A 19,435-nucleotide genomic window follows, 5' to 3' on the forward strand; every position below is an offset into this window, starting at 1 on the left:
CATGGATGAATTTGATTTAATAGTAAAAAAAATCAAAAAGGCTAAAATCACTTTAGACTCGATTGAAGAACCTGTCTTTTCAGTAAATTACTCTACGGTAGAAAGAGTAGTTTTAGATTTAAACAATAAAAAATATTTTAATTATTTTGGTCAATTAGATTATTTGCAAAGCATAATTTATCAAGCCTATTATAGTGAGACATATAGAAAAACTGACCTTTCTTACTCAACCCCAAAAGATGAATTCAATGATTACATTTATTTAAACAGACCTGTAAAGGAAATAGAAAACGTCGATGTAAATTGGGAGTTTAACAGAAAAAGGAATGTTTTAAGAAAAAAAAGTGAGTCGTATTTCGCAAAAACAGGAGAATTTATCTTGTCAGCCTCCTTAAACAAAATAAGAGGTGCGAAAAATGAATTTTTCAAAAAGGCTGTTTCACTTTTTCCTCACTTCAAGTTCACAGAAGATTTTAAGGAAGGTGAAAAAGGGTACAATTGGATTATAGGAAAATATCAAAAATTTGATGAATACACTTTGAGGTTTTATTTAAATATTTTACCGAAAAAAGAGTTAATTTCGGAGTTGTTAAAGTTTCTTCAAGACCAATTTGATTCAAGGCAAATTCCTTTTTCTTATAAGTTTTTATCAAACCCTTCTGATTACTATGGTAGGACTGACGTCTCTGTTTTATATGTGCCAAGAAAAAACTCCCTAGCAGTTTTTAAAATTATAGCGGATTTGCATCTAAAATTTAGAGACTCAAAGTTATTTAAGAGTTCTGTTCCTATGTTTACAAGAAAGCTGGCACCTGGAATCGGCTTTGGTGAAAACCCTGATGATAGATTATTTACAAGCTTTGGGAGTTATAGAGCTATTGCCATTAATTTAATAGCTTTCGATTATTTTCTAAACAAAAAGAGTTTCGAAGACTTCAATTCTAATTATTTACGGCATAAATTAGACTATTTCAGTCTTAAAAAGAATAACACACTTAGTGGGCCAGTTGTGACCACTGGTATACCCTTTAAACTTTTTACTAATTTTGATTTCAATAATTGGATTTCCGAATCCTCAGTCTCGAAATTAAAAAGCGATAGTTCTGCAACCAAAGGCAATAGTTTTTGGACTGAACGATTTTATGTCAATCATGATTCCAATTATGACTATAAACATGAAATAGTTTTTTTTGAAAAAATATTAGATTATTCCAAAAGCTCTCCTTCTAAAATTATTAACCCAACAACATCGGATTATCTTGAAATAGCTATCAAAATTGGTAATTATATAACCAATGAGGCATATTGTTATCCAGACTCCACAAATGAGGAATTAAACTGCAACTGGATTAGTTGCTTTGGTATGGAAAGAACCATTTATTATGGTAATCAAGAATCTCGAAAGTTTACATTCAAATCTTTAGATAATTCACTTCTTGAAGGGAAAATAGGTGTAGCTCATTTTTTGATAAATTTATTTAGAGCCACTAGTGATAAATTTCATTATACGTTGGCGTATAGGGCCATTAAAGCTTCAACGAAACCTAATGACAATTACGATTTACAATGGTTTTTTAAAGTAAATCCTAGTTTTCGAACGAATCAAGAGTTTCTAAAAATCAAGAAACAAGATTTTATTCTAAGAAAAGACACAAAGTTCTCTCGAGATAATGAAATAAGTTCAATTAATAAAATATTCGATAAACTCGTTTTTACTGATGAGGTATTAGATCAAGGCGAATATGATGAAGTTGAAATATTTATGGACAACTTTTCATCAAGTAATACGTTTTTAAATTTTCAAGGGAATGAGGAAATATGTTTGACTTTAAAAGAAGGCTATTCACTTGTTGGCTATGCTTTTCTAAGGTTGACAAATAGAAAGAAATTCAAAAAACTGCCCTTTCAAGTAGAGTATAACCAAAACCTCGTGCCTTCATTCATGGTTGATTCTATCTGAAAACTAAATCCTATTGATTTTGATCTAGATTCTATTTGTTTAATACCCATACCATTTTTAATTAAGGAGGTATCCATGCCTTTTCCATCGTCCACAATTGACAAATGATATTTCTGATTTTCCTCGATTAAATTAATTTGAACATTTTTTGCATTTGCATGTTTTAAGATATTTGTTATCAGCTCCATACTAATACTATAAAGTTCTAATCCAGTTTTTTTTCCGATTTGACTTAAGTCACCTTCTGTTTTAAAGATGAATTGAATTTTATGGTTTTCATTCAAGTCGCCGATATACTTCGTTAAAGCTCCAATTAGCCCTTTAGATTCGAATTCGGCTGGCAGTAAATTATGCGATATAGTGCGTACGTCATTATAAGCATTACTCATCATCTCTTTTATACTATTATAAATTGCTTTCTCCGTTGGGCTTAATTCTTCCGAATTTAAGGCTCCTAGCCTCCATTTAAGTGCAGATAGTGTACTTCCCAAATTATCATGCAATTCAGACGCAACACGTTTACGTTCAATGGTTTGTCCTTTAAAAAGGGCTTCGGTAATCTCGAAATTTTTCTTAATTAATTCCTTATTAACTTCAAACAATTCTGCTGTTCTCAATTCTACTTTAGCCTCAAGATTTTGATTCAATTGTTCAATTTCAGTTTTTTGTATTTTTATTTTATCACTGGTTTTTCGAAGGTTGTTGATAAAAAGCACCAGAAGAGCCAATACAATACCTGCACTGGCAATACTTATTAATAGAACCTTATTATTGTAAGATTCCTTCTCAACCTTTTGATTTAATTCAACAAGACTCAATTCCTGTTTTTGAGATTTATAATCTAAGTCGAGCAATTCATTACTACGTTCAATCCGAATAGAATCTTCATGCATCTGTGCTCTAGTAAATTTTTGAAAATACAAATTCTCATTTCTTATATCATTTTTCTTTTTGTATATATCATAAAGCGTTTTGTCTATTGATATTTTCAAAGAACTATTTAAGTCTATTGCGTTAACTTCGGCTTTTTTAGCATAATCAACGGCTTTTTGATAATCTCTTTTAGAAATATACAGTTTAGCCAATTCGTTTTGAACATAAGCTAATTTATCACGATAGCCATCATTGAATTTTAATGACTTTGAAAAATTTTCAATGGCCATTTCAAAGTCATTGTTCTTGCCATGAATTATGCCTGAGTTTATCCAGTATACATTTAGAATTGTACTATCTACAGGCTTTTTATTTTGTAAATTCATGAGATTATAATAAACCATAGCAGAATCATAATCTTGCTTTGCATTATAATGGATACCTAAATTGTTTATACTTAACAACTGTTCTTTTTTGTTTCCTATTTTGTTTGTTAATTCTAAGTGTTTTTTGGCATATTTTAAGGCCAGTGGGTATTCATTGATTCTCAAATATCCATTTCTAGCTACATCAAAATATTTTAGAAGCTTTGGATAATACCGCATATTTTCAGCAACAGCTATGGCTTTAAGACAAAACTCGATCTTACGAGAGGGCGAATCTTTGTAATAAACCAGAAGTTGATCTATAACCTCTAAAAACAAACTATCGTCTTGACTTTCAGTTGAATATTTTAGTGTTTCAGTTAGAATTTTAACTTTATCGTTTGAGGTTATCTCAGATGAATTATTTACAATTTCATAAAACTTTCTTAACTCTGGCTTCTGTTTAATATCTGAGTTTTTATTGCACGAAATCAATAAAAAGCATCCAAGTGCTAGGTTGTTTATGAGTAATTTCAAGTTCAATGTATTTCAGGGTTACTGATGTGAAGTTAACAAATTTTTTGTAAATAAAAGGCCCTTCTACTGCCTAAACAGTACTCACTCCCCCAAAAAATACCAAAATCACAGTATTTCCTTAAGCATTATCCCAACCTAATTTTGATAAGAAAAAATAGAGGATGAAGAAAGTGGTCAGCTACACCATAGGATGGGATACCAAAGCCAAAGAGGGTTACCTCACGGCTGTGGATGAAGAACAGGTATCACATGCGTTTGGGCAGCTCTCTCAAGAAGAATTCAGAATCCTTTATGATTTACTGAAAGAGGATAAAGTATTTATTGATAACAACCATTGGTTTGTCAGTGGTTGGGAAACAAAACACCCTAAAAGTCATGATAAAAATCAATTACCCCCAAAGCAATGAAATCCTCTTTCTGAGAGGAGATATAAACTACACGGAATTCCATCTGGTAGATGGAAAGAAAGTGATATCGAGCTTTACGCTTTTGAGGCACCAAGAGAAACTTAGAAGTTTTATTAGAGTTAGCAAAAATCATTTGGTAAATCCTGACTATGTGAAAGAAATGGAGCATTATGGAGTTTATGCATCCCTGAAAATGGCCAATGGAAACCTTTTGAAAATATCTCGGAGAAGAATCAATTATGTAAAAAATAGTATCTCAATAATACAATGAAATTGGCCTGTGCGTCAAATTTACATATACGGAAAGTTAACTATTCATTGATTTAAAGTACTGTCGACAACAATATACACATGAAACGAATTTTTGATTTTTTGGGAAAGGATTGGCAAAAAACTGGAATAGTCGCTTTGATAAGTGCCGCATTTAGTAGTATTACTACCTACCAGTTTACCGATAGGGACAAGAGTATTACTGAAATGGATGCATACCAGAGATTTGTGACGGAAATTTTGGTACTCAATGACCACCCAGCTAAAAGAAGAATGCTCGCTCAATATTTTGCAGGTGTAACTCCTTCTTACAGTCAAAATAAAAAATGGGACGATTACTACTGTGAAGTTGAAAAAGACTACGTAAGATTTCAAAAAACTGACTCTTTAGATAAAGCACGTCTTTTGTATTTATTGGACATTAATAATCCTACGAAAAGTCAAAAATGGGAAACAGAAGTTCTGAAAACTAAACTTAATCAAAGGCAAATATCATTAGGCAAACCAATAGAGATACCATCAGAAAAAAGTTTTGGTATGAGTAATTCCTTATTCTCAATTTACATACAATATAAAAAAGGCTCGGAATCTATAGCAAATACAGTAAATGAGAAACTCCAAAACGCAGGGTTTAATGTCTTACCTATGGAAATGAAAACCGAGGTTGTTGACAATGACATAAGGTACTACTCATCAAAAGATTACAGTACGGTAAGTGCGATAATTGATTTGTTAAAGGCGGAAATCAACCTCGATTTGAAATCTAAAAATTTTGAAAGATTAAACAAAGATGTAAAACCCCATACATTAGAAGTGTGGATAAAATAAAAAATCATGAAAATAACAAACAACCGTTTAGTCTCAGAAAGAGCTTCTGAAATAGTAATTCAAGAATCAACTACTAACAAAGGAGGTGAAATCACTCCAAATTTTATTATTATTCATTTTACCGCAGGTAGAGGTGCCGAATCTTCCGTAGCCTGGTTTAAAGACCCTATGGCAAAGGCCTCTGCTCATTTGGTTATAGGAAGAGACGGCAAAATTTACCAACTGGTTGACTTCAACCTTAAAGCATGGCATGCAGGAGTAAGTAGATGGACAGATACTTCGGGGTTGAATGGGAACTCTATTGGAATAGAATTAGACAACCCCGGAAGACTTACGAAGGTTGGAGATAAGTATCTTTCATGGTTTAAAAAAGAGTATCCGAAGGAAAATGTGATAGAGGCCACTCATAAGCATGAGAAAACGCCAACTTACTGGTATGAGTACACAGAAGCCCAAATAGAAAGCTGTTTTGAGGTTTGTAAACTACTACTTCAAAAATATAACATCCAAGACATTTTGGGTCATGATGATATAGCCCCTTATCGTAAAAACGATCCAGGCCCAATATTCCCGATGGAAAGCTTCAGGTCGAAATTACTCGGTAGAGAGGACGACACCACAGACATATATCAAGTAACTACTGATAATGTAAATATAAGACGTGGGCCCAACACAGAATTTGATTCTTATGGACAGCTCAACAAAGGCATGAAAGTGGAATTTATTAAAAGCGAAAATGGATGGTCGTTTGTCTATGTACTCGAACAACCAAGTAATGGTCTTGAACCAACTTATGGTTGGGTAAAAGGAACCCTTTTAAGTAAAATCTAAACTAATATATTTAAACAATATAAAACCAATGAAAAAATCACTACAATATTTTTTCTGGTTGTGGTTATTTATTACCAAACAGTCTTTCGGACAGCCGACTTATGACCTTGGTAAGTATAGTACGACCTCAAATCCTGTAAGGTGTTTTACTGCTATTGATGCACAATCCAATTTTTATATTGCAAGTAATTTTTCAGGCTCAATAGATTTAAATCAAGTCAACAATATTCATAACTATACAAGTGCTGGCAATCAAGATATTATTATTGTCAAATATGATGCCTTGGGAAGTGTTGTATGGACAAATAAAATGGGAGGAGTAAATTCAGAAAATATTATGGAAATGGAAGTAGATGGTCTGGGTAACATATATATTGTAGGTTGGTTCAATAGCAATAGCTTTGACACTGGTTTAGGAGGGATTCTAACGACTTCAAATAACACACAAAACACGTTTTTAATTAAAATGTCATCAGTTGATGGTAGTGTAATTTGGGCAGAAGCGTTTCAAGGTACAGGATCAGGTACGAATATAGCTTTTGGTTATGGTGTGGATATTGATAATTTTAACAATGTTATTATATCTGGTTATTTTCAGGGAATGATTGATTTTGATCCTTCCAATGGTGTAATAAATAAAACCTCAGCAGGGGTACAAGATATTTTTATAGCTAAATTTAACTCAAGCGGGAGTTTACAGTGGGTTAATACATACGGTGGGACTTCGTTTGATAATGGATTCAAAGTGCATTGTGATTCAAATAATGACATACTTTTATGTGGTACTTTTTCTAGTCCTTCAATAGACTTTGATTTAAATAGTAGTGCAGGTGTTCTTAATGTTATATCTTCATCTGATTCTTATTTAGTCAAATTCAATTCAAATGGTAACTTTGTTTGGGGGTATCAATTTCCAAATTCATTTTTTAGAAAAATCGTAACTGACACTCAAAGGAATATTTACTGTGTTGGTGATTTTACAGCTACAACAGACTTCGATCCGTCAGCAACATTTTTTAATTTAACCCCAAATAGTACAAATGAAGCATTTACAATAAAATTTAATTCGGGTGGTGGACTTAATTGGGTAAAACAAATTGGTAACACATCGTATAATGCAGGTATATCACTTGCATTGGATATATTTGGTAATGTTTATACTGTTGGTGGTTTTTCTGGAACAAACGTAGATTTTGACCCAGGCTCAGGTAATTCCAACTTAACAGCCGTTGGAGATATTGACTTTTTTGTACAAAAATTGACCAATAATGGAGAATATGAATGGGCTATAGGTTCGGGAAGCTCCCTTGCTGATTGGGCAAGAGATATTGCTATAGATGGAGATGGTAATTGCTTTATCGTAGGAACGATGCAAAACTCGGGCGATATTGATCCAACAAGTGGGACTAATAACCAAACAGGGGCAGGATTCTTTGCTATTAAGCTCTCTACTTTCAACAATAACAATGTAGTAACAAGTAATACAGAAGTAACAGCCTCAACCCTCACGGACAATGGCAATAATATCCCGGTTGTTTTCCAAAATCAATCTGGAGTTATTTCAGCAGTTACTCCTTCCGGTGGCAATCCTGTTGTTGGACAATTAACAGCTAAAGTCTGGATAAATACAAGTGGTATAGGTAGTTATTTAAACAAAAATCTTGAAATAACCCCAGAAATAAATCCTAATACTGCAACTGGAAGAGTTACTTTATATTTTACACAATCAGAATTTGACAATTACAATTCTACAAATCCAATTAACTTACCTTCTAGTCCAACAGACGCATTGGGGATATCAAATATAAAAATTGATAAGTATTCAGGTACAAGTTCTGATAATTCGGGTACACCAGCAAGCTATGGAACTACTCCTACTATTATTGACCCAGATGACAATGATATTGTATGGAACGCACTACTCAATAGATGGGAAATTAGTTTTGATGTTACTGGGTTTAGCGGTTTCTTCATGAAAGGCTTTACAAATCCTTGTGTTGCAATTCTTGCACTTTCAAGCTCTAATTCGCCTTCAGACGACATTACAAGCGGCACAGTAGTCAAAGAAGCCAATGTAAATTCTGGAACAATTTCGGCCACCAATAAAATCACTGGCACATCAAACGTAACTTATAGAGCCGGAAAAAGCATTCAACTTGACCCAGGTTTTAAAGCGGACAATGGGGTTGTATTTAAGACTGAGTTTGGTGGGTGTAATTGAATAAAAATTTCATTTAAATAAGAAAAAATATGACTAATTTAAATTTTTCAATATTATTAGCTTTAACGTTTTTGGGTTTGTCTTTAACCGTTAAAGGTCAATATTCAATTAAGCCAGAGAAAGATAATGTGACTTTTACAGTAGACCGTAAAAAAAGTAATAATCTACAAATAGTTTTTCTTTACGAAGGGATAAAAGGAATTGAAACTGAAATTGAAGGAACATTGGATTTGGGTATTATTGATTCAAAAAAAATAAAATTTGAATCGCCAAAGTGGAAAGTAAACAATTCTCAGCGAATTGTGGCCTCAATCACGGTTGATACTCCATTCGAATATAACGAGTTTCTTCAAAAATCATGTTTTTTGAAAATGACGTCAAAAACCCAAACTTTACCTATTACAATCTCAGAGGCAAAAGTTCAAATTAGTTTTGATACTACAGCTAAAGAAGTAGCACCAAAAAATAGTATTTTTAGGTTAAATCTTGGGTCAAACTTCGACTATTTACAAACTAATCCATTCAGACTACTTTATTTAGATGCAAATATAATGTCTCCTAGTGCCTTAAGCCATAAATCTCGCAAGGGTGATCATGTTAGAAAATGTGGTGTATATGGCCGAATCTTTCAATTTCAAGGAATGGGGCAAATTAATAATAGACCTCAAAATTTAAAAGATAGTATCGGCATTTATGGGAATCCAACAATTATAAGAACCTTAAAAAATGATAGTGTAACATATTTGCAATCGGTTTTTTATAGAAAAACAAGTGAAATTTTAGAAATAAGAAATTATGGGGCGTCCTTTGGGTTAAGTACACCAATTGTAGACGACAATAAAAACTCATTTTATCTTTCTCTTGGTATCCACTACGAAGGATTATTTACATATTACAATAATGAAATATCTTACACACAAATATATACAGATACATTAACCAGTTTAAAAAAAGATCTTATTGGCAAATATTCACCTGACCTGCCAAAAGCAAGAAGGAGCACTTCTTTCACAAGCGTTATTGGTTTTTCTTTACCTATTTCTTGGAGTTTTTCCTCCTTTGAACTCAGAATTCTACCAGCAGTCTCAATATTTTCGGCGAGGGTAAATCCATATGTCAATAAATCTTTTAATTGGAATCCAAGTTATTCTATATACGCTAATTTGACAGAAATAAAAACAACAGGTATTAACTTAGGATGCGAAATCAGAGGAAACCTTAGATATCCACCTTCTACTTTTAACATTTTTGTAGCAAAAACCTTTAATTTGGAAAAACTGGGTGAGTTTTTGAAAATTTAATAGAAGTAGTACCAATTTTCAATCTTAACACTTTCTTGGTGACTTTTCATTAAAACACCTTAAGCCTAAGTCTAAGAAATCTAGTTAAAGGTTATAAAAAAGCAAACAAGGCCAGTGTTCTTTTTTGGCTTTATTTAGCCCAATTAACCCATTCTCGATTCTGTTAAATTCAGCCAAAATATTTTCAATCGATTGCCTAATATGCCACCTTTAATAACTAAATTTAACCATAAAAAGAACCTGAAGATATAAAAACATCACTTTTCCGACTGTTACTGAAATTCCAATTCTGGCAAGCTCTAATTCTATTGCCTCTCCTAAATGCTTGCACATTCGAGGAGCAACAGGTGCTGAATAAAATACCAGAACAGGTGAATGTTCAGTCGGTTGATTGTTTTGTGGACGAGACTGATTCTCTAGGCTTTGAGGATGTTTTAATCAATCCATCATTCAAAAAGTTTAACGGCCCAGAGATAGGATATGGGCATTTGAGAAAGAACTTATGGGTTAGGCTGGTTTTACAAAACAAAACGAATCAGACTCAGGATGCAATTTTGAGTACAGATCAAATCATTCTTGAAAAAGTAGATTTTTATAAAAAGAAAGAAGGGAAATGGCATAAAGAAGAAGCTGGTTGGGGTATTGCAGTCCAATATAGGGAACTTCCAAGTTATCTGCATGCATTTAAGATATCGTTGATGCCGAATGCTAGCGATACGGTATATTATAGGGTTCGAAATCAGTATCAGGTGGTTCGTTTGCCTTTAAATCTATTTAATCAACAACAGTTTTATCAACATTATCACTCTTATTTGTTTTATGACGGTTTAGTCACAATGGCCTTGATTACAGCCATTTTGTATTGTTTGTATAATCTTTTTTATTCCTCGCAAAAAGACCGCAAAACATTAGTTCTATACCCCTTGTGCGGTTTAAATAAACATGGCATGCTTCAACTGATTTATTGGTCTATTGTTTGACATATTTATGAATTGTAAAACAGCTACAGCGTTTACCTTTGCAACGACTCTTGTAAGCAGGCCATCTAATGATTTTGAGTAGTTTCTTTTAAACATCATTTGATCACAGAGTTGTGAAAAAAGTGTTTCAATTCTTTTTCTAATATATCGATAAGACTTATTCCACACATCTGCTCTTTCTTTCATATTACCTCTAATTGGTGTTATTAGTCTGATTTTGTCTTGTTCAAAAAGAGATGTTTGATAGCCCAATGAGAGATAACCTTTGTCTGCAATTAACTCATAACCTGCAAGTTGTTCTTTTTTGTCTATCATTCCAAGATAGTTTACGTCATGAACATTGGCTGAGGTTAATCCAACAGACAGTGGTACACCTTTTTGTGTAATCATCAACTGCATTTTAAAACCAGAGTTATAACCCATCTTTAAAGATGCATTATTATGGTTTTAAAATGCAGTTGATGATTACACAAAAAGGTGTACCACTGTCTGTTGGATTAACCTCAGCCAATGTTCATGACGTAAACTATCTTGGAATGATAGACAAAAAAGAACAACCTGCAAGTTGTTCTTTTTTGTCTATCATTCCAAGATAGTTTACGTCATGAACATTGGCTGAGGTTAATCCAACAGACAGTGGTACACCTTTTTGTGTAATCATCAACTGCATTTTAAAACCATAATAATGCATCTTTAAAGATGGGTTATAAGGTGTACCACTGTCTGTTGGATTAACCTCAGCCAATGTTCATGACGTAAACTATCTTGGAATGATAGACAAAAAAGAACAACTTGCAGGTTATGAGTTAATTGCAGACAAAGGTTATCTCTCATTGGGCTATCAAACATCTCTTTTTGAACAAGACAAAATCAGACTAATAACACCAATTAGAGGTAATATGAAAGAAAGAATAAGGAGAGCATTGGTAAATGTAAAAGAAAAGAACTTAATTTAAAAAATGTTCTTGTGGATAAAAAAGGAAAAGTAAATATTAAAAATGCTCGCCCATTCACAACTATCCCTCTTTCTAATTTTGAAATATCTGGAAGAAAGTATAACTCATCAGATGCTGGAAAAAGAGGAACGGCCGGAGTTGACTTTAATCGAGACTTCATTTTATTCTCGACAACTAGCGGGCAGCCATTATATACAGTTAAATGGGGTATGCATATTCGGGCTATGACAGTGAAGTTAATGATTTTGAATTTATGTCTAGTGAAACTTCTCAAGGCGGTGTATTGACGATAACAGAAGCACAAAAAGCTCAAGTTACGCAATCTATAACCAGCAACGGTGGTTATTATACAACAGGGCAAGTTCCTAATCAAAGCATTTTCTATTAATCGATGAAGTGTTTAATAACCTGTATATTCTGCATTTTATTTGTGAGTAATACTTTGTTTTCGCAACATAACCAGTACCAAATCGGTACTGGCTATGTTTTGGGTTTATCAAGAGCTATGGGTCAACCCTTGGATTTTTTAAGACAAGATAACTTTTATAATAAAAATGGGTACTACTTTGGCAGTACTGTTAAAACTGAAAAATATGTTTTTTCCGCCAATTTTATTCATCAATCTCTTCAAGCAAAAAGGCTGGAACCTAATGAGGCAATAACCAGATTTAATTATTTACAAGTTGGTGTTCAAAAAACAAAAATTGTTTACAAGCAATTAAAGTTTTTTTATGGATTATCTGCAAATATTAATCTCCTGAGTTATTCAAAATATTTCTATAATTACCCCAATGGAGATTTGGGTTTTTCAGAGAAAGTGCAAGGGATTTTGATTGATAGAGATCCAAGTAATTATGATATTTCTAATCCTTTGCCTCAGATGTCAAGATACTCTCTTAATCTAAATACGTCCTTGGATTTTCCAATAAATCCCAAATTGTCTCTTACAACAAATTACCACTTCCCAGTAACCTCAAGTTCGCTAAACTATAAGTTTCTTGGTTTCGGTGCAGGGTTCTATCAGTCAAATTTAAATTTTGGATTTAGTTACTGTCTAAATTACTAGGTTCCCTTACGACCTCTTTATCTTTGTTTTGACCTAATCAGTGTAGTATTTTAGTGTCCTCAAACCTCTCCCGATAATCCATCAACATATTTCCCAAAAAACTTTTGCATTAAAAAATTAATTTTCTACCTTTGCAGTCCATTTTGGGCAGCTTGTCCATTTTGGCGAAGTTTTTCTCTGTCTCTTGTCATATTATCAATATGTTAGGCTTCCCCTGAGGAGTATGAGAAAAAACTTTGGAGAATCGGATGACCATCTGTTTTTCAGGCTTTGGATTGTGACTACAAAGCTATGGCGGTAGATTGAGTTCGTTAGTTCGTATTTCTCAAATTTTTAAATGTAAAAAGACAATGGCGAAAGACATCGCAGGATACTTAAAATTACAAGCTAAGGGTGGTCAAGCCAACCCAGCACCTCCTATTGGTCCAGCTTTGGGTTCGAAGGGTATCAACATCATGGAATTCTGTAAGCAGTTCAATGCTAGAACACAAGACAAAATGGGTCAGGTGGTTCCGGTATTGATTACCTACTATACGGATAAGTCCTTTGAGTTTGTTATCAAAACTCCTCCAACAGCTGTCTTGCTAATCGAGTCGTCTAAAGTAAAGAAAGGTTCAGACCAACCAAACCGTAACAAAGTTGGGTCGGTTACTTGGGATCAAGTGAAAGCTATTGCCGAAACTAAAATGCCAGACCTTAACTGCTTCACGATAGAGTCGGCCATGAAAATGGTAGCAGGTACTGCAGCAAACATGGGCATCACCATCACAGGTGCAAGTCCGTTTTAATTAATTAAACAAAATGGGAGTCTCTCGGACGTGACTTCGACTACGCTCAGCCACCGAAAGGTATGGGCAAAAGTAGTCACCGAACAGTGAGACGTTAATTACCAAAATTATGGCTAGAATAAGCAAAAAAAGAAAAGAGGCTCTATCGAAGTTTGATGCGACAAAATCGTACAGCTTAGTAGAAGCAGCTGAAATTTTGAAACAAATCTCTTACACTAAGTTTGACTCATCAATTGATATTGACGTTAGATTAGGTGTTGACCCTCGTAAAGCAGACCAAATGGTTCGTGGAGTTGTTGCACTTCCTCACGGTACTGGTAAAACTGTTCGCGTTTTGGTTCTTTGTTCTCCTGATAAGGAAGAAGAGGCTAAAGCAGCAGGTGCTGACTACGTAGGTCTTGATGAGTACATTTCAAAAATCGAAAAAGGCTGGACAGATATCGACGTAATCATTACTATGCCAACTGTAATGGCTAAACTAGGTCGTTTAGGTAAAGTATTGGGTCCAAGAGGCTTGATGCCAAATCCTAAATCAGGCACAGTAACTCTTGAGGTAGGTAAAGCGGTGCAAGAGGTGAAAGCTGGTAAAATCGACTTCAAAGTTGACAAAACTGGTATCATCCACGCAGGTATTGCTAAGGTTTCTTTCGACGCAAAGAAAATTGCTGAAAACGCAAACGAGATTATCCAAACATTGGTTAAACTTAAGCCTTCTTCAGCAAAAGGTACTTATGTGAAAGGCATAGCTTTGTCTAGCACAATGAGTCCAGGTATTCAGATTGACAAATCAACTATAATAGGACTGTAATCATGAGAAGAGAAGAAAAAGCACTCATTATTCAGGATCTTAGCGAGAAGTTTGCCAACATTCCTTATTTCTATATCACTGACGCAAGCGGTATGTCTGTTGCTAAAACCAACAAACTTAGACGTCTTTGCTTCGACAGAGGTATTGAGTATGTAGTAGTGAAAAACACACTTATCGAGAAAGCTCTTGAGACGCTCGACACAGATTACACGGCTTTCAACGAGTCGGTTCTTAAAGGATTCTCAGGTATCATGTTTCACCCTGAATCGGGTAAAGCTGCTGCCAAATTGATCAAGGATTTCTTGAAAGAAAACAAAGACTCAATCAAGCTTAAAGGAGCTTCAATAGACGGTGGATTGTATGTTGGTCACGACCAATTAGACGCTCTGACGAACTTGAAATCTAAAGCTGAGATGATTGGCGAAGTAATCGGATTGCTACAATCACCTGCCAAAAATGTACTTGGTGCATTGCAGAGTGGTGGCAACAAACTGGCTGGTATACTTAAAACTCTTTCGGAGAAAGAAGCAGCCTAATTTTTTAACCGGATGCCGCAAGGTGCAGCATTCATTTTTTTAAATATTGTTTATAAAATAAAAATTCTATAGAAATGGCAGATTTGAAAGCATTCGCTGAACAATTAGTTAATTTGACAGTAAAAGAGGTTAATGAGCTTGCAGCTATCCTCAAAGACGAATATGGTATTGAGCCAGCTGCTGCTGGTGCTGTAATGGTAGCTGGTCCAGCTGCTGGTGGTGGCGAAGCTGAGGCTGCTGCTGAGCAAACAGCTTTTGACGTAATCTTGAAATCAGGTGGTGCTAACAAACTTCAAGTTGTGAAGTTGGTTAAAGACCTTACAGGTTTAGGTTTGAAAGAAGCTAAAGAATTAGTTGATTCAGCTCCTAAAGCTTTGAAAGAAGGTATCGCTAAAGACGAAGCTACCGCTCTTAAAACTCAGTTAGAAGAAGCTGGTGCTGAAGTAGAAATTAAATAATTTCTCGTAAAGCATTTACAATCAGACTCAGGTCAGAACGTTATAGTTCTGGCCGAGTCTTTTTGTCGTTTAAAAAAGGACATAGTTTTAGGTGATTTTTTACAAAAATTTAGAACGAATGTCATAGCTAAAAACTACCAAAAACCACAACATTTAAAAACATTTGGAGCTCACACTCCGACAAGACTTTTTACCCGATACACTTCTGTTTTTCGTAGGGCAGATGCAAAGGGGTAAAATCGTTTTTCTTCACTGCGATTTTATTTTTGAATTTGGGAACCGTACCATTTGGCTCCCTCTCTTGTGGAGAGGGCGGGGGGTGAGGTTAGATTCAAAACAAGTTTTTTAAAATATTTTTCATTAAAACAATTTAAAACCTTGAAATTGACAGAAACCGGAAGGAAGTCCTTTGCAAGCGTTCAATCCGTACTTGAGTATCCTGACTTCTTGGATATCCAATTGCAATCGTTTACTGAATTTTTCCAGATTGATACACCAGCCGAAAGCCGTAGAGCTGAGGGTTTGTATCAAACATTTATGGATAACTTCCCGATTGCAGACTCGCGTGAGAACTATGTTCTAGAGTTCGTTGATTACACAATCGACCAACCAAAATACTCTGTAGATGAGTGTATCGACAGAGGTCTAACTTACTCAGTGCCATTGAAAGCAAAATTAAGATTGCTTTGTAATGACTCTGATAATGAGGAGTTTGAAACTATCGAGCAAGAAGTGTTCTTGGGAAATATCCCTTACATGACAGGCCGTGGTTCATTCGTAATCAATGGAGCTGAAAGGGTGATTGTATCGCAATTGCACCGTTCGCCAGGGGTGTTTTTCTCTATGAGTAAGCACACCAACGGTACCAAACTTTACTCTGCAAGGGTAATACCTATGAAGGGTTCATGGATTGAGTTCTCGACTGACGTTAACAACGTCATGTATGCTTACATCGACCGTAAAAAGAAATTCCCAGTAACTACGCTACTTCGTTCGATTGGCTACGGTACTGACAAAGACATCTTGGATTTATTCGGATTGTCAGAGGAAATCACTTCTACTAAAGAAAACCTGAAAGCTGTAGTTGGTCGTAGATTGGCTGCAAGGGTTTTGAAAACTTGGACTGAAGACTTCGTGGATGAAGACACCGGTGAGGTGGTTTCTATCGACAGAAACGAGGTGATTCTTGAAAGAGACTCAGTTATTTCTGAAACTGACGTTGAACTTATTCTTGATACACAAGCAAAATCGGTGATTATTCACAAAGAAGACGCTAACGTATCGGAGTTTAACATCATTTATAATACATTACAAAAAGATAGCTCAAACTCTGAAAAAGAGGCCGTTGAGCAAATCTACCGTCAATTGAGAAACACCGAGGCACCTGACGAAGCTACAGCTCGTGAGATTATCCAAGGTTTGTTCTTCTCTGACAAACGTTACGATTTAGGTGAAGTTGGTCGTTACAGAGTAAACACCAAGTTGAGCCTTGATACTCCTTTGGAAACTTCGGTTTTGACCAAAGAAGATATCATCTCTATCGTTAAATATTTGATCGGTCTTATCAATTCAAAGGCAGTTGTCGATGATATTGACCACCTTTCAAACAGACGTGTTCGCACGGTTGGTGAGCAGCTTTCTGGTCAATTTGGCGTAGGTCTTGCTCGTATGGCCCGTACCATTAAAGAAAGAATGAACGTTCGTGACAACGAAGACTTCAAGCCAGTTGATTTGATCAACGCTCGTACTTTATCGTCTGTAATCAACTCATTCTTTGGTACCAACCAGCTTTCTCAGTTTATGGATCAAACCAATCCATTGGCCGAGATAACCCATAAACGTCGTCTTTCGGCTTTAGGACCAGGTGGTCTTTCTCGTGAAAGAGCAGGTTTTGAGGTTCGTGACGTTCACTACACGCACTATGGTCGTCTATGTACAATCGAAACTCCAGAGGGTCCAAATATCGGTTTGATTTCTTCGCTTTGTACTTATGCGAAAATCAATTCAATGGGCTTCATCGAAACACCTTATATGAAAATAGACGGTGGAAAAATGACTGGAACCATTGAATATCTAACAGCTGAAGAAGAAGATGGTAAGCACATTGCGATGGCAACGGCCGATACCAAAAACGACGGAAACTTCAGTGTGGACTTGTTGAAATGTAGATTTGAAGGTGACTTCCCATTGAAGCGTCCTGACGAGATCGAATACATGGATATTGCTCCAAACCAGATTGTATCTATCGCTGCTTCGATGATTCCTTTCCTTGAGCATGATGATGCCAACCGTGCCTTGATGGGCTCGAACATGCAACGTCAAGCTGTGCCTTTGTTGCGTCCAGAAGCTCCAATTGTGGGTACTGGTCTTGAAGGTAAATTGGCTCGTGACTCTCGTACTTTGATTGTTGCTGATGGTGAAGGTGTTATAGAATACGTCGATGCTCAGAAAATCGTAGTTAATTACGAATGGTCTGACAACCAAAGGCTTGTAAACTTCGATACAAATTTGAAGACTTACAACCTGATCAAATTCAGAAGAACTAACCAAGACACTTGTATCAACTTACGTCCGATTGTGTTGAAAGGACAAAAAGTAAAAGCAGGACAAATCTTGGTAGAAGGATACGCTACACAAGGTGGTGAACTTGCTCTTGGACGTAACCTACAGGTTGCCTTCATGCCTTGGCAAGGGTACAACTTTGAGGATGCTATCGTAATTTCTGAGAAAGTGGTACGTGACGATATCTTTACTTCGATTCACATCGAAGAGTTTGACCTTGAAGTAAGAGATACAAAACGCGGAGAAGAAGAACTAACTGCTGAGATACCTAACGTATCTGAAGAGGCGGTTAAGAATCTTGACGAAAACGGTATCGTAAGAACAGGTACACACATCAAAGAAGGTGATATTTTGATTGGTAAAATCACTCCAAAAGGAGAGTCAGATCCAACTCCAGAAGAAAAACTTTTAAGAGCCATCTTTGGTGACAAAGCAGGTGATGTGAAAGATGCTTCTAAAAAAGCTTCACCTTCGTTGAGAGGAGTAATCATCGACACCAAATTGTTCTCTCGTCCAACCAAGGAGGAAAGAGTAAAACACAAAGAAGAGTTGAAAATATTGGCTAAAGGCCACAGTAAGTCATTAATGGAATTGAAAGCCGTAATGATTGACAAAATGGTTGCTCTTTTAGACAATGAAACTTGTAATGGAGTTAAACATAAATTTGGAGAGGAATTAATTTCTAAAGGTGTTAAATTTAATAAGTCTAACATCTCAAACAATTTATTCCCAGACAAAAACCCATTTGTTGACGAAAGTTCATACAACGTTCCAGAAGAAGCTAACCTATTGGGTGACATTATTTTGGAAGGATGGGTAAATAACGAAGAGACAAATGCTTTGTTGGTTTCATTGGTTAAAAACTACTTGACCAAAAGAAGCGAGCTTATCGGTATTTATAAGAGAGAGAAATTTGTACTTGAAGTGGGTGATGAGCTTCCGGCAGGTATCGTGAAATTGGCCAAAGTGTACATAGCTAAGAAACGTAAGTTGAAAGTGGGTGACAAGATGGCGGGTCGTCACGGTAACAAAGGTGTGGTTGCAAGAATCGTTCGTGACGAAGACATGCCATTCCTTGAAGACGGTAGCACTATGGACATCGTTCTTAACCCACTGGGTGTACCTTCGAGGATGAACATCGGTCAGCTGTATGAGGTTGTTTTAGGCTGGGCAGGTAGAAAACTTGGTCGCAAATATGCTACTCCTATTTTTGACGGAGCTTCTGCTGAAGAGGTATCTGCCGAAGTAAAAGAGGCAGGTTTGGGCGAATATGGACGTACGCAGCTTTACAATGGTCTTACGGGTGAGCCTTTTGACCAAAAAGTTACCGTTGGTATCATGTACATGCTTAAACTGGGTCACTTGGTAGATGATAAAATGCACGCTCGTTCTATCGGACCATACTCGTTGATTACACAACAACCATTGGGTGGTAAAGCTCAGTTTGGTGGTCAGCGTTTTGGAGAGATGGAGGTTTGGGCTCTTGAGGCATTTGGTGCTTCTCATGTACTTCGTGAAATCTTGACGTTGAAGTCAGATGACGTGTTGGGTAGAGCTAAGGCTTACGAAGCGATCGTAAAAGGTGAAAACCTTCCGAAAGCAAGTATTCCAGAGTCGTTCAACGTATTGGTGCATGAGCTAAGAGGTCTTGCATTAGAAATCACTCTTGTTTAATTAAAATATATCAT

At 35.6% G+C, this 19,435-nt stretch carries 19 protein-coding genes; 16 read left to right on the plus strand and 3 right to left on the minus strand.

Going from position 1 to position 19,435, the window contains the following annotated elements:
• Position 1 precedes the first annotated feature (1 nt).
• The gene (locus EGI31_RS05510; RefSeq protein ID WP_255036174.1) at positions 2-1,960 is read left to right on the plus strand and encodes a T3SS effector HopA1 family protein; all 1,959 of its coding nucleotides are present in this window, start codon (positions 2-4) and stop codon (positions 1,958-1,960) included.
• Here the strand turns inward: EGI31_RS05510 and EGI31_RS05515 are convergent.
• Entirely contained in the window at positions 1,906-3,741 is a 1,836-nt protein-coding gene (locus tag EGI31_RS05515; protein ID WP_255036175.1) for a tetratricopeptide repeat-containing sensor histidine kinase, read from the minus strand. The two genes, EGI31_RS05510 and EGI31_RS05515, sit on opposite strands and share 55 nt — an antisense overlap.
• 155 nt (positions 3,742-3,896) lie before the next feature.
• Between EGI31_RS05515 and EGI31_RS05520 the strand changes: the two genes are divergently transcribed.
• From EGI31_RS05520 to EGI31_RS05550, 7 genes are all read left to right on the plus strand, one after another.
• Positions 3,897-4,142 carry a hypothetical protein gene (locus tag EGI31_RS05520; RefSeq protein WP_255036176.1) on the plus strand — a complete coding sequence of 82 codons (246 nt, stop codon included), beginning with the start codon at positions 3,897-3,899 and terminating at the stop codon, positions 4,140-4,142.
• Complete coding sequence (locus tag EGI31_RS05525; RefSeq protein ID WP_255036177.1) at positions 4,111-4,413, plus strand: LytTR family DNA-binding domain-containing protein; 303 nt, start codon at positions 4,111-4,113, stop codon at positions 4,411-4,413. Before EGI31_RS05520 ends, EGI31_RS05525 begins: the two co-directional genes overlap by 32 nt.
• A gap of 80 nt (positions 4,414-4,493) precedes the next feature.
• Positions 4,494-5,240: a hypothetical protein gene (locus EGI31_RS05530; protein ID WP_255036178.1), complete on the plus strand. Its 747-nt coding sequence runs from the start codon at positions 4,494-4,496 to the stop codon at positions 5,238-5,240.
• Between the two features lie 6 nt (positions 5,241-5,246).
• Positions 5,247-6,071 (plus strand): N-acetylmuramoyl-L-alanine amidase, encoded by an 825-nt coding sequence (locus tag EGI31_RS05535; RefSeq protein ID WP_255036179.1) that lies wholly within the window; start codon positions 5,247-5,249, stop codon positions 6,069-6,071.
• Positions 6,072-6,099: 28 nt separating this feature from the next.
• Positions 6,100-8,292 carry a 3-coathanger stack domain-containing protein gene (locus EGI31_RS05540; RefSeq protein ID WP_255036180.1) on the plus strand — a complete coding sequence of 731 codons (2,193 nt, stop codon included), beginning with the start codon at positions 6,100-6,102 and terminating at the stop codon, positions 8,290-8,292.
• A 29-nt stretch (positions 8,293-8,321) separates the two neighbouring features.
• The gene (locus tag EGI31_RS05545) at positions 8,322-9,593 is read left to right on the plus strand and encodes a hypothetical protein (RefSeq protein ID WP_255036181.1); all 1,272 of its coding nucleotides are present in this window, start codon (positions 8,322-8,324) and stop codon (positions 9,591-9,593) included.
• A 308-nt stretch (positions 9,594-9,901) separates the two neighbouring features.
• Positions 9,902-10,573 (plus strand): 7TMR-DISMED2 domain-containing protein, encoded by a 672-nt coding sequence (locus tag EGI31_RS05550; RefSeq protein ID WP_255036182.1) that lies wholly within the window; start codon positions 9,902-9,904, stop codon positions 10,571-10,573.
• Here EGI31_RS05550 and EGI31_RS05555 read toward each other — a convergent pair.
• Both EGI31_RS05555 and EGI31_RS05560 read right to left on the minus strand, forming a co-directional pair.
• Entirely contained in the window at positions 10,526-10,996 is a 471-nt protein-coding gene (locus EGI31_RS05555; RefSeq protein WP_255036183.1) for a transposase, read from the minus strand. The two genes, EGI31_RS05550 and EGI31_RS05555, sit on opposite strands and share 48 nt — an antisense overlap.
• Before the next feature lie 103 nt (positions 10,997-11,099).
• On the minus strand, positions 11,100-11,318 hold the full coding sequence (locus EGI31_RS05560) for a transposase (protein WP_255036184.1): 219 nt from the start codon (positions 11,316-11,318) through the stop codon (positions 11,100-11,102).
• A gap of 25 nt (positions 11,319-11,343) precedes the next feature.
• Between EGI31_RS05560 and EGI31_RS05565 the strand changes: the two genes are divergently transcribed.
• The 8 genes from EGI31_RS05565 to rpoB all read left to right on the plus strand — a co-directional run bounded on the left by EGI31_RS05565 (position 11,344) and on the right by rpoB (position 19,421).
• Positions 11,344-11,529, plus strand: a complete 186-nt coding sequence (locus EGI31_RS05565; protein ID WP_255036185.1) for a transposase — start codon at positions 11,344-11,346, stop codon at positions 11,527-11,529.
• Positions 11,530-11,782: 253 nt separating this feature from the next.
• A complete protein-coding gene (locus tag EGI31_RS05570) occupies positions 11,783-11,917 on the plus strand; it encodes a hypothetical protein (protein WP_255036186.1) in 135 nt (44 codons plus the stop codon).
• 3 nt (positions 11,918-11,920) lie between these two features.
• Entirely contained in the window at positions 11,921-12,595 is a 675-nt protein-coding gene (locus tag EGI31_RS05575) for a hypothetical protein (RefSeq protein ID WP_255036187.1), read from the plus strand.
• 350 nt (positions 12,596-12,945) lie between these two features.
• Positions 12,946-13,383, plus strand: a complete 438-nt coding sequence (rplK, locus tag EGI31_RS05580; protein WP_255036188.1) for a 50S ribosomal protein L11 — start codon at positions 12,946-12,948, stop codon at positions 13,381-13,383.
• Positions 13,384-13,492: 109 nt separating this feature from the next.
• Positions 13,493-14,191, plus strand: a complete 699-nt coding sequence (rplA, locus tag EGI31_RS05585; protein WP_255036189.1) for a 50S ribosomal protein L1 — start codon at positions 13,493-13,495, stop codon at positions 14,189-14,191.
• A 2-nt stretch (positions 14,192-14,193) separates the two neighbouring features.
• Entirely contained in the window at positions 14,194-14,727 is a 534-nt protein-coding gene (gene rplJ, locus EGI31_RS05590) for a 50S ribosomal protein L10 (RefSeq protein ID WP_255036190.1), read from the plus strand.
• A gap of 74 nt (positions 14,728-14,801) precedes the next feature.
• Positions 14,802-15,185: a 50S ribosomal protein L7/L12 gene (rplL, locus tag EGI31_RS05595; protein ID WP_255036191.1), complete on the plus strand. Its 384-nt coding sequence runs from the start codon at positions 14,802-14,804 to the stop codon at positions 15,183-15,185.
• A 378-nt stretch (positions 15,186-15,563) separates the two neighbouring features.
• Positions 15,564-19,421, plus strand: coding sequence for a DNA-directed RNA polymerase subunit beta (rpoB, locus tag EGI31_RS05600; RefSeq protein ID WP_255036192.1), 3,858 nt, complete (start codon positions 15,564-15,566; stop codon positions 19,419-19,421).
• Positions 19,422-19,435: the final 14 nt, after the last annotated feature.

Origin of the sequence: Lacihabitans soyangensis (assembly GCF_024343775.1) — a bacterium.
Lineage (GTDB): Bacteria > Bacteroidota > Bacteroidia > Cytophagales > Spirosomataceae > Leadbetterella > Leadbetterella soyangensis.

Coding starts and splice junctions, on each gene's coding strand:
- EGI31_RS05510 (WP_255036174.1), top strand. CDS start 2: ATGGATGAATTTGATTTAATAGTAAAAAAAATCAAAAAGGCTAAAATC.
- EGI31_RS05520 (WP_255036176.1), top strand. CDS start 3,897: ATGAAGAAAGTGGTCAGCTACACCATAGGATGGGATACCAAAGCCAAA.
- EGI31_RS05525 (WP_255036177.1), top strand. CDS start 4,111: ATGATAAAAATCAATTACCCCCAAAGCAATGAAATCCTCTTTCTGAGA.
- EGI31_RS05530 (WP_255036178.1), top strand. CDS start 4,494: ATGAAACGAATTTTTGATTTTTTGGGAAAGGATTGGCAAAAAACTGGA.
- EGI31_RS05535 (WP_255036179.1), top strand. CDS start 5,247: ATGAAAATAACAAACAACCGTTTAGTCTCAGAAAGAGCTTCTGAAATA.
- EGI31_RS05540 (WP_255036180.1), top strand. CDS start 6,100: ATGAAAAAATCACTACAATATTTTTTCTGGTTGTGGTTATTTATTACC.
- EGI31_RS05545 (WP_255036181.1), top strand. CDS start 8,322: ATGACTAATTTAAATTTTTCAATATTATTAGCTTTAACGTTTTTGGGT.
- EGI31_RS05555 (WP_255036183.1), bottom strand. CDS start 10,996: ATGGGTTATAACTCTGGTTTTAAAATGCAGTTGATGATTACACAAAAA.
- EGI31_RS05565 (WP_255036185.1), top strand. CDS start 11,344: ATGATAGACAAAAAAGAACAACTTGCAGGTTATGAGTTAATTGCAGAC.
- EGI31_RS05570 (WP_255036186.1), top strand. CDS start 11,783: ATGTCTAGTGAAACTTCTCAAGGCGGTGTATTGACGATAACAGAAGCA.
- EGI31_RS05575 (WP_255036187.1), top strand. CDS start 11,921: ATGAAGTGTTTAATAACCTGTATATTCTGCATTTTATTTGTGAGTAAT.
- rplK (WP_255036188.1), top strand. CDS start 12,946: ATGGCGAAAGACATCGCAGGATACTTAAAATTACAAGCTAAGGGTGGT.
- rplA (WP_255036189.1), top strand. CDS start 13,493: ATGGCTAGAATAAGCAAAAAAAGAAAAGAGGCTCTATCGAAGTTTGAT.
- rplJ (WP_255036190.1), top strand. CDS start 14,194: ATGAGAAGAGAAGAAAAAGCACTCATTATTCAGGATCTTAGCGAGAAG.
- rplL (WP_255036191.1), top strand. CDS start 14,802: ATGGCAGATTTGAAAGCATTCGCTGAACAATTAGTTAATTTGACAGTA.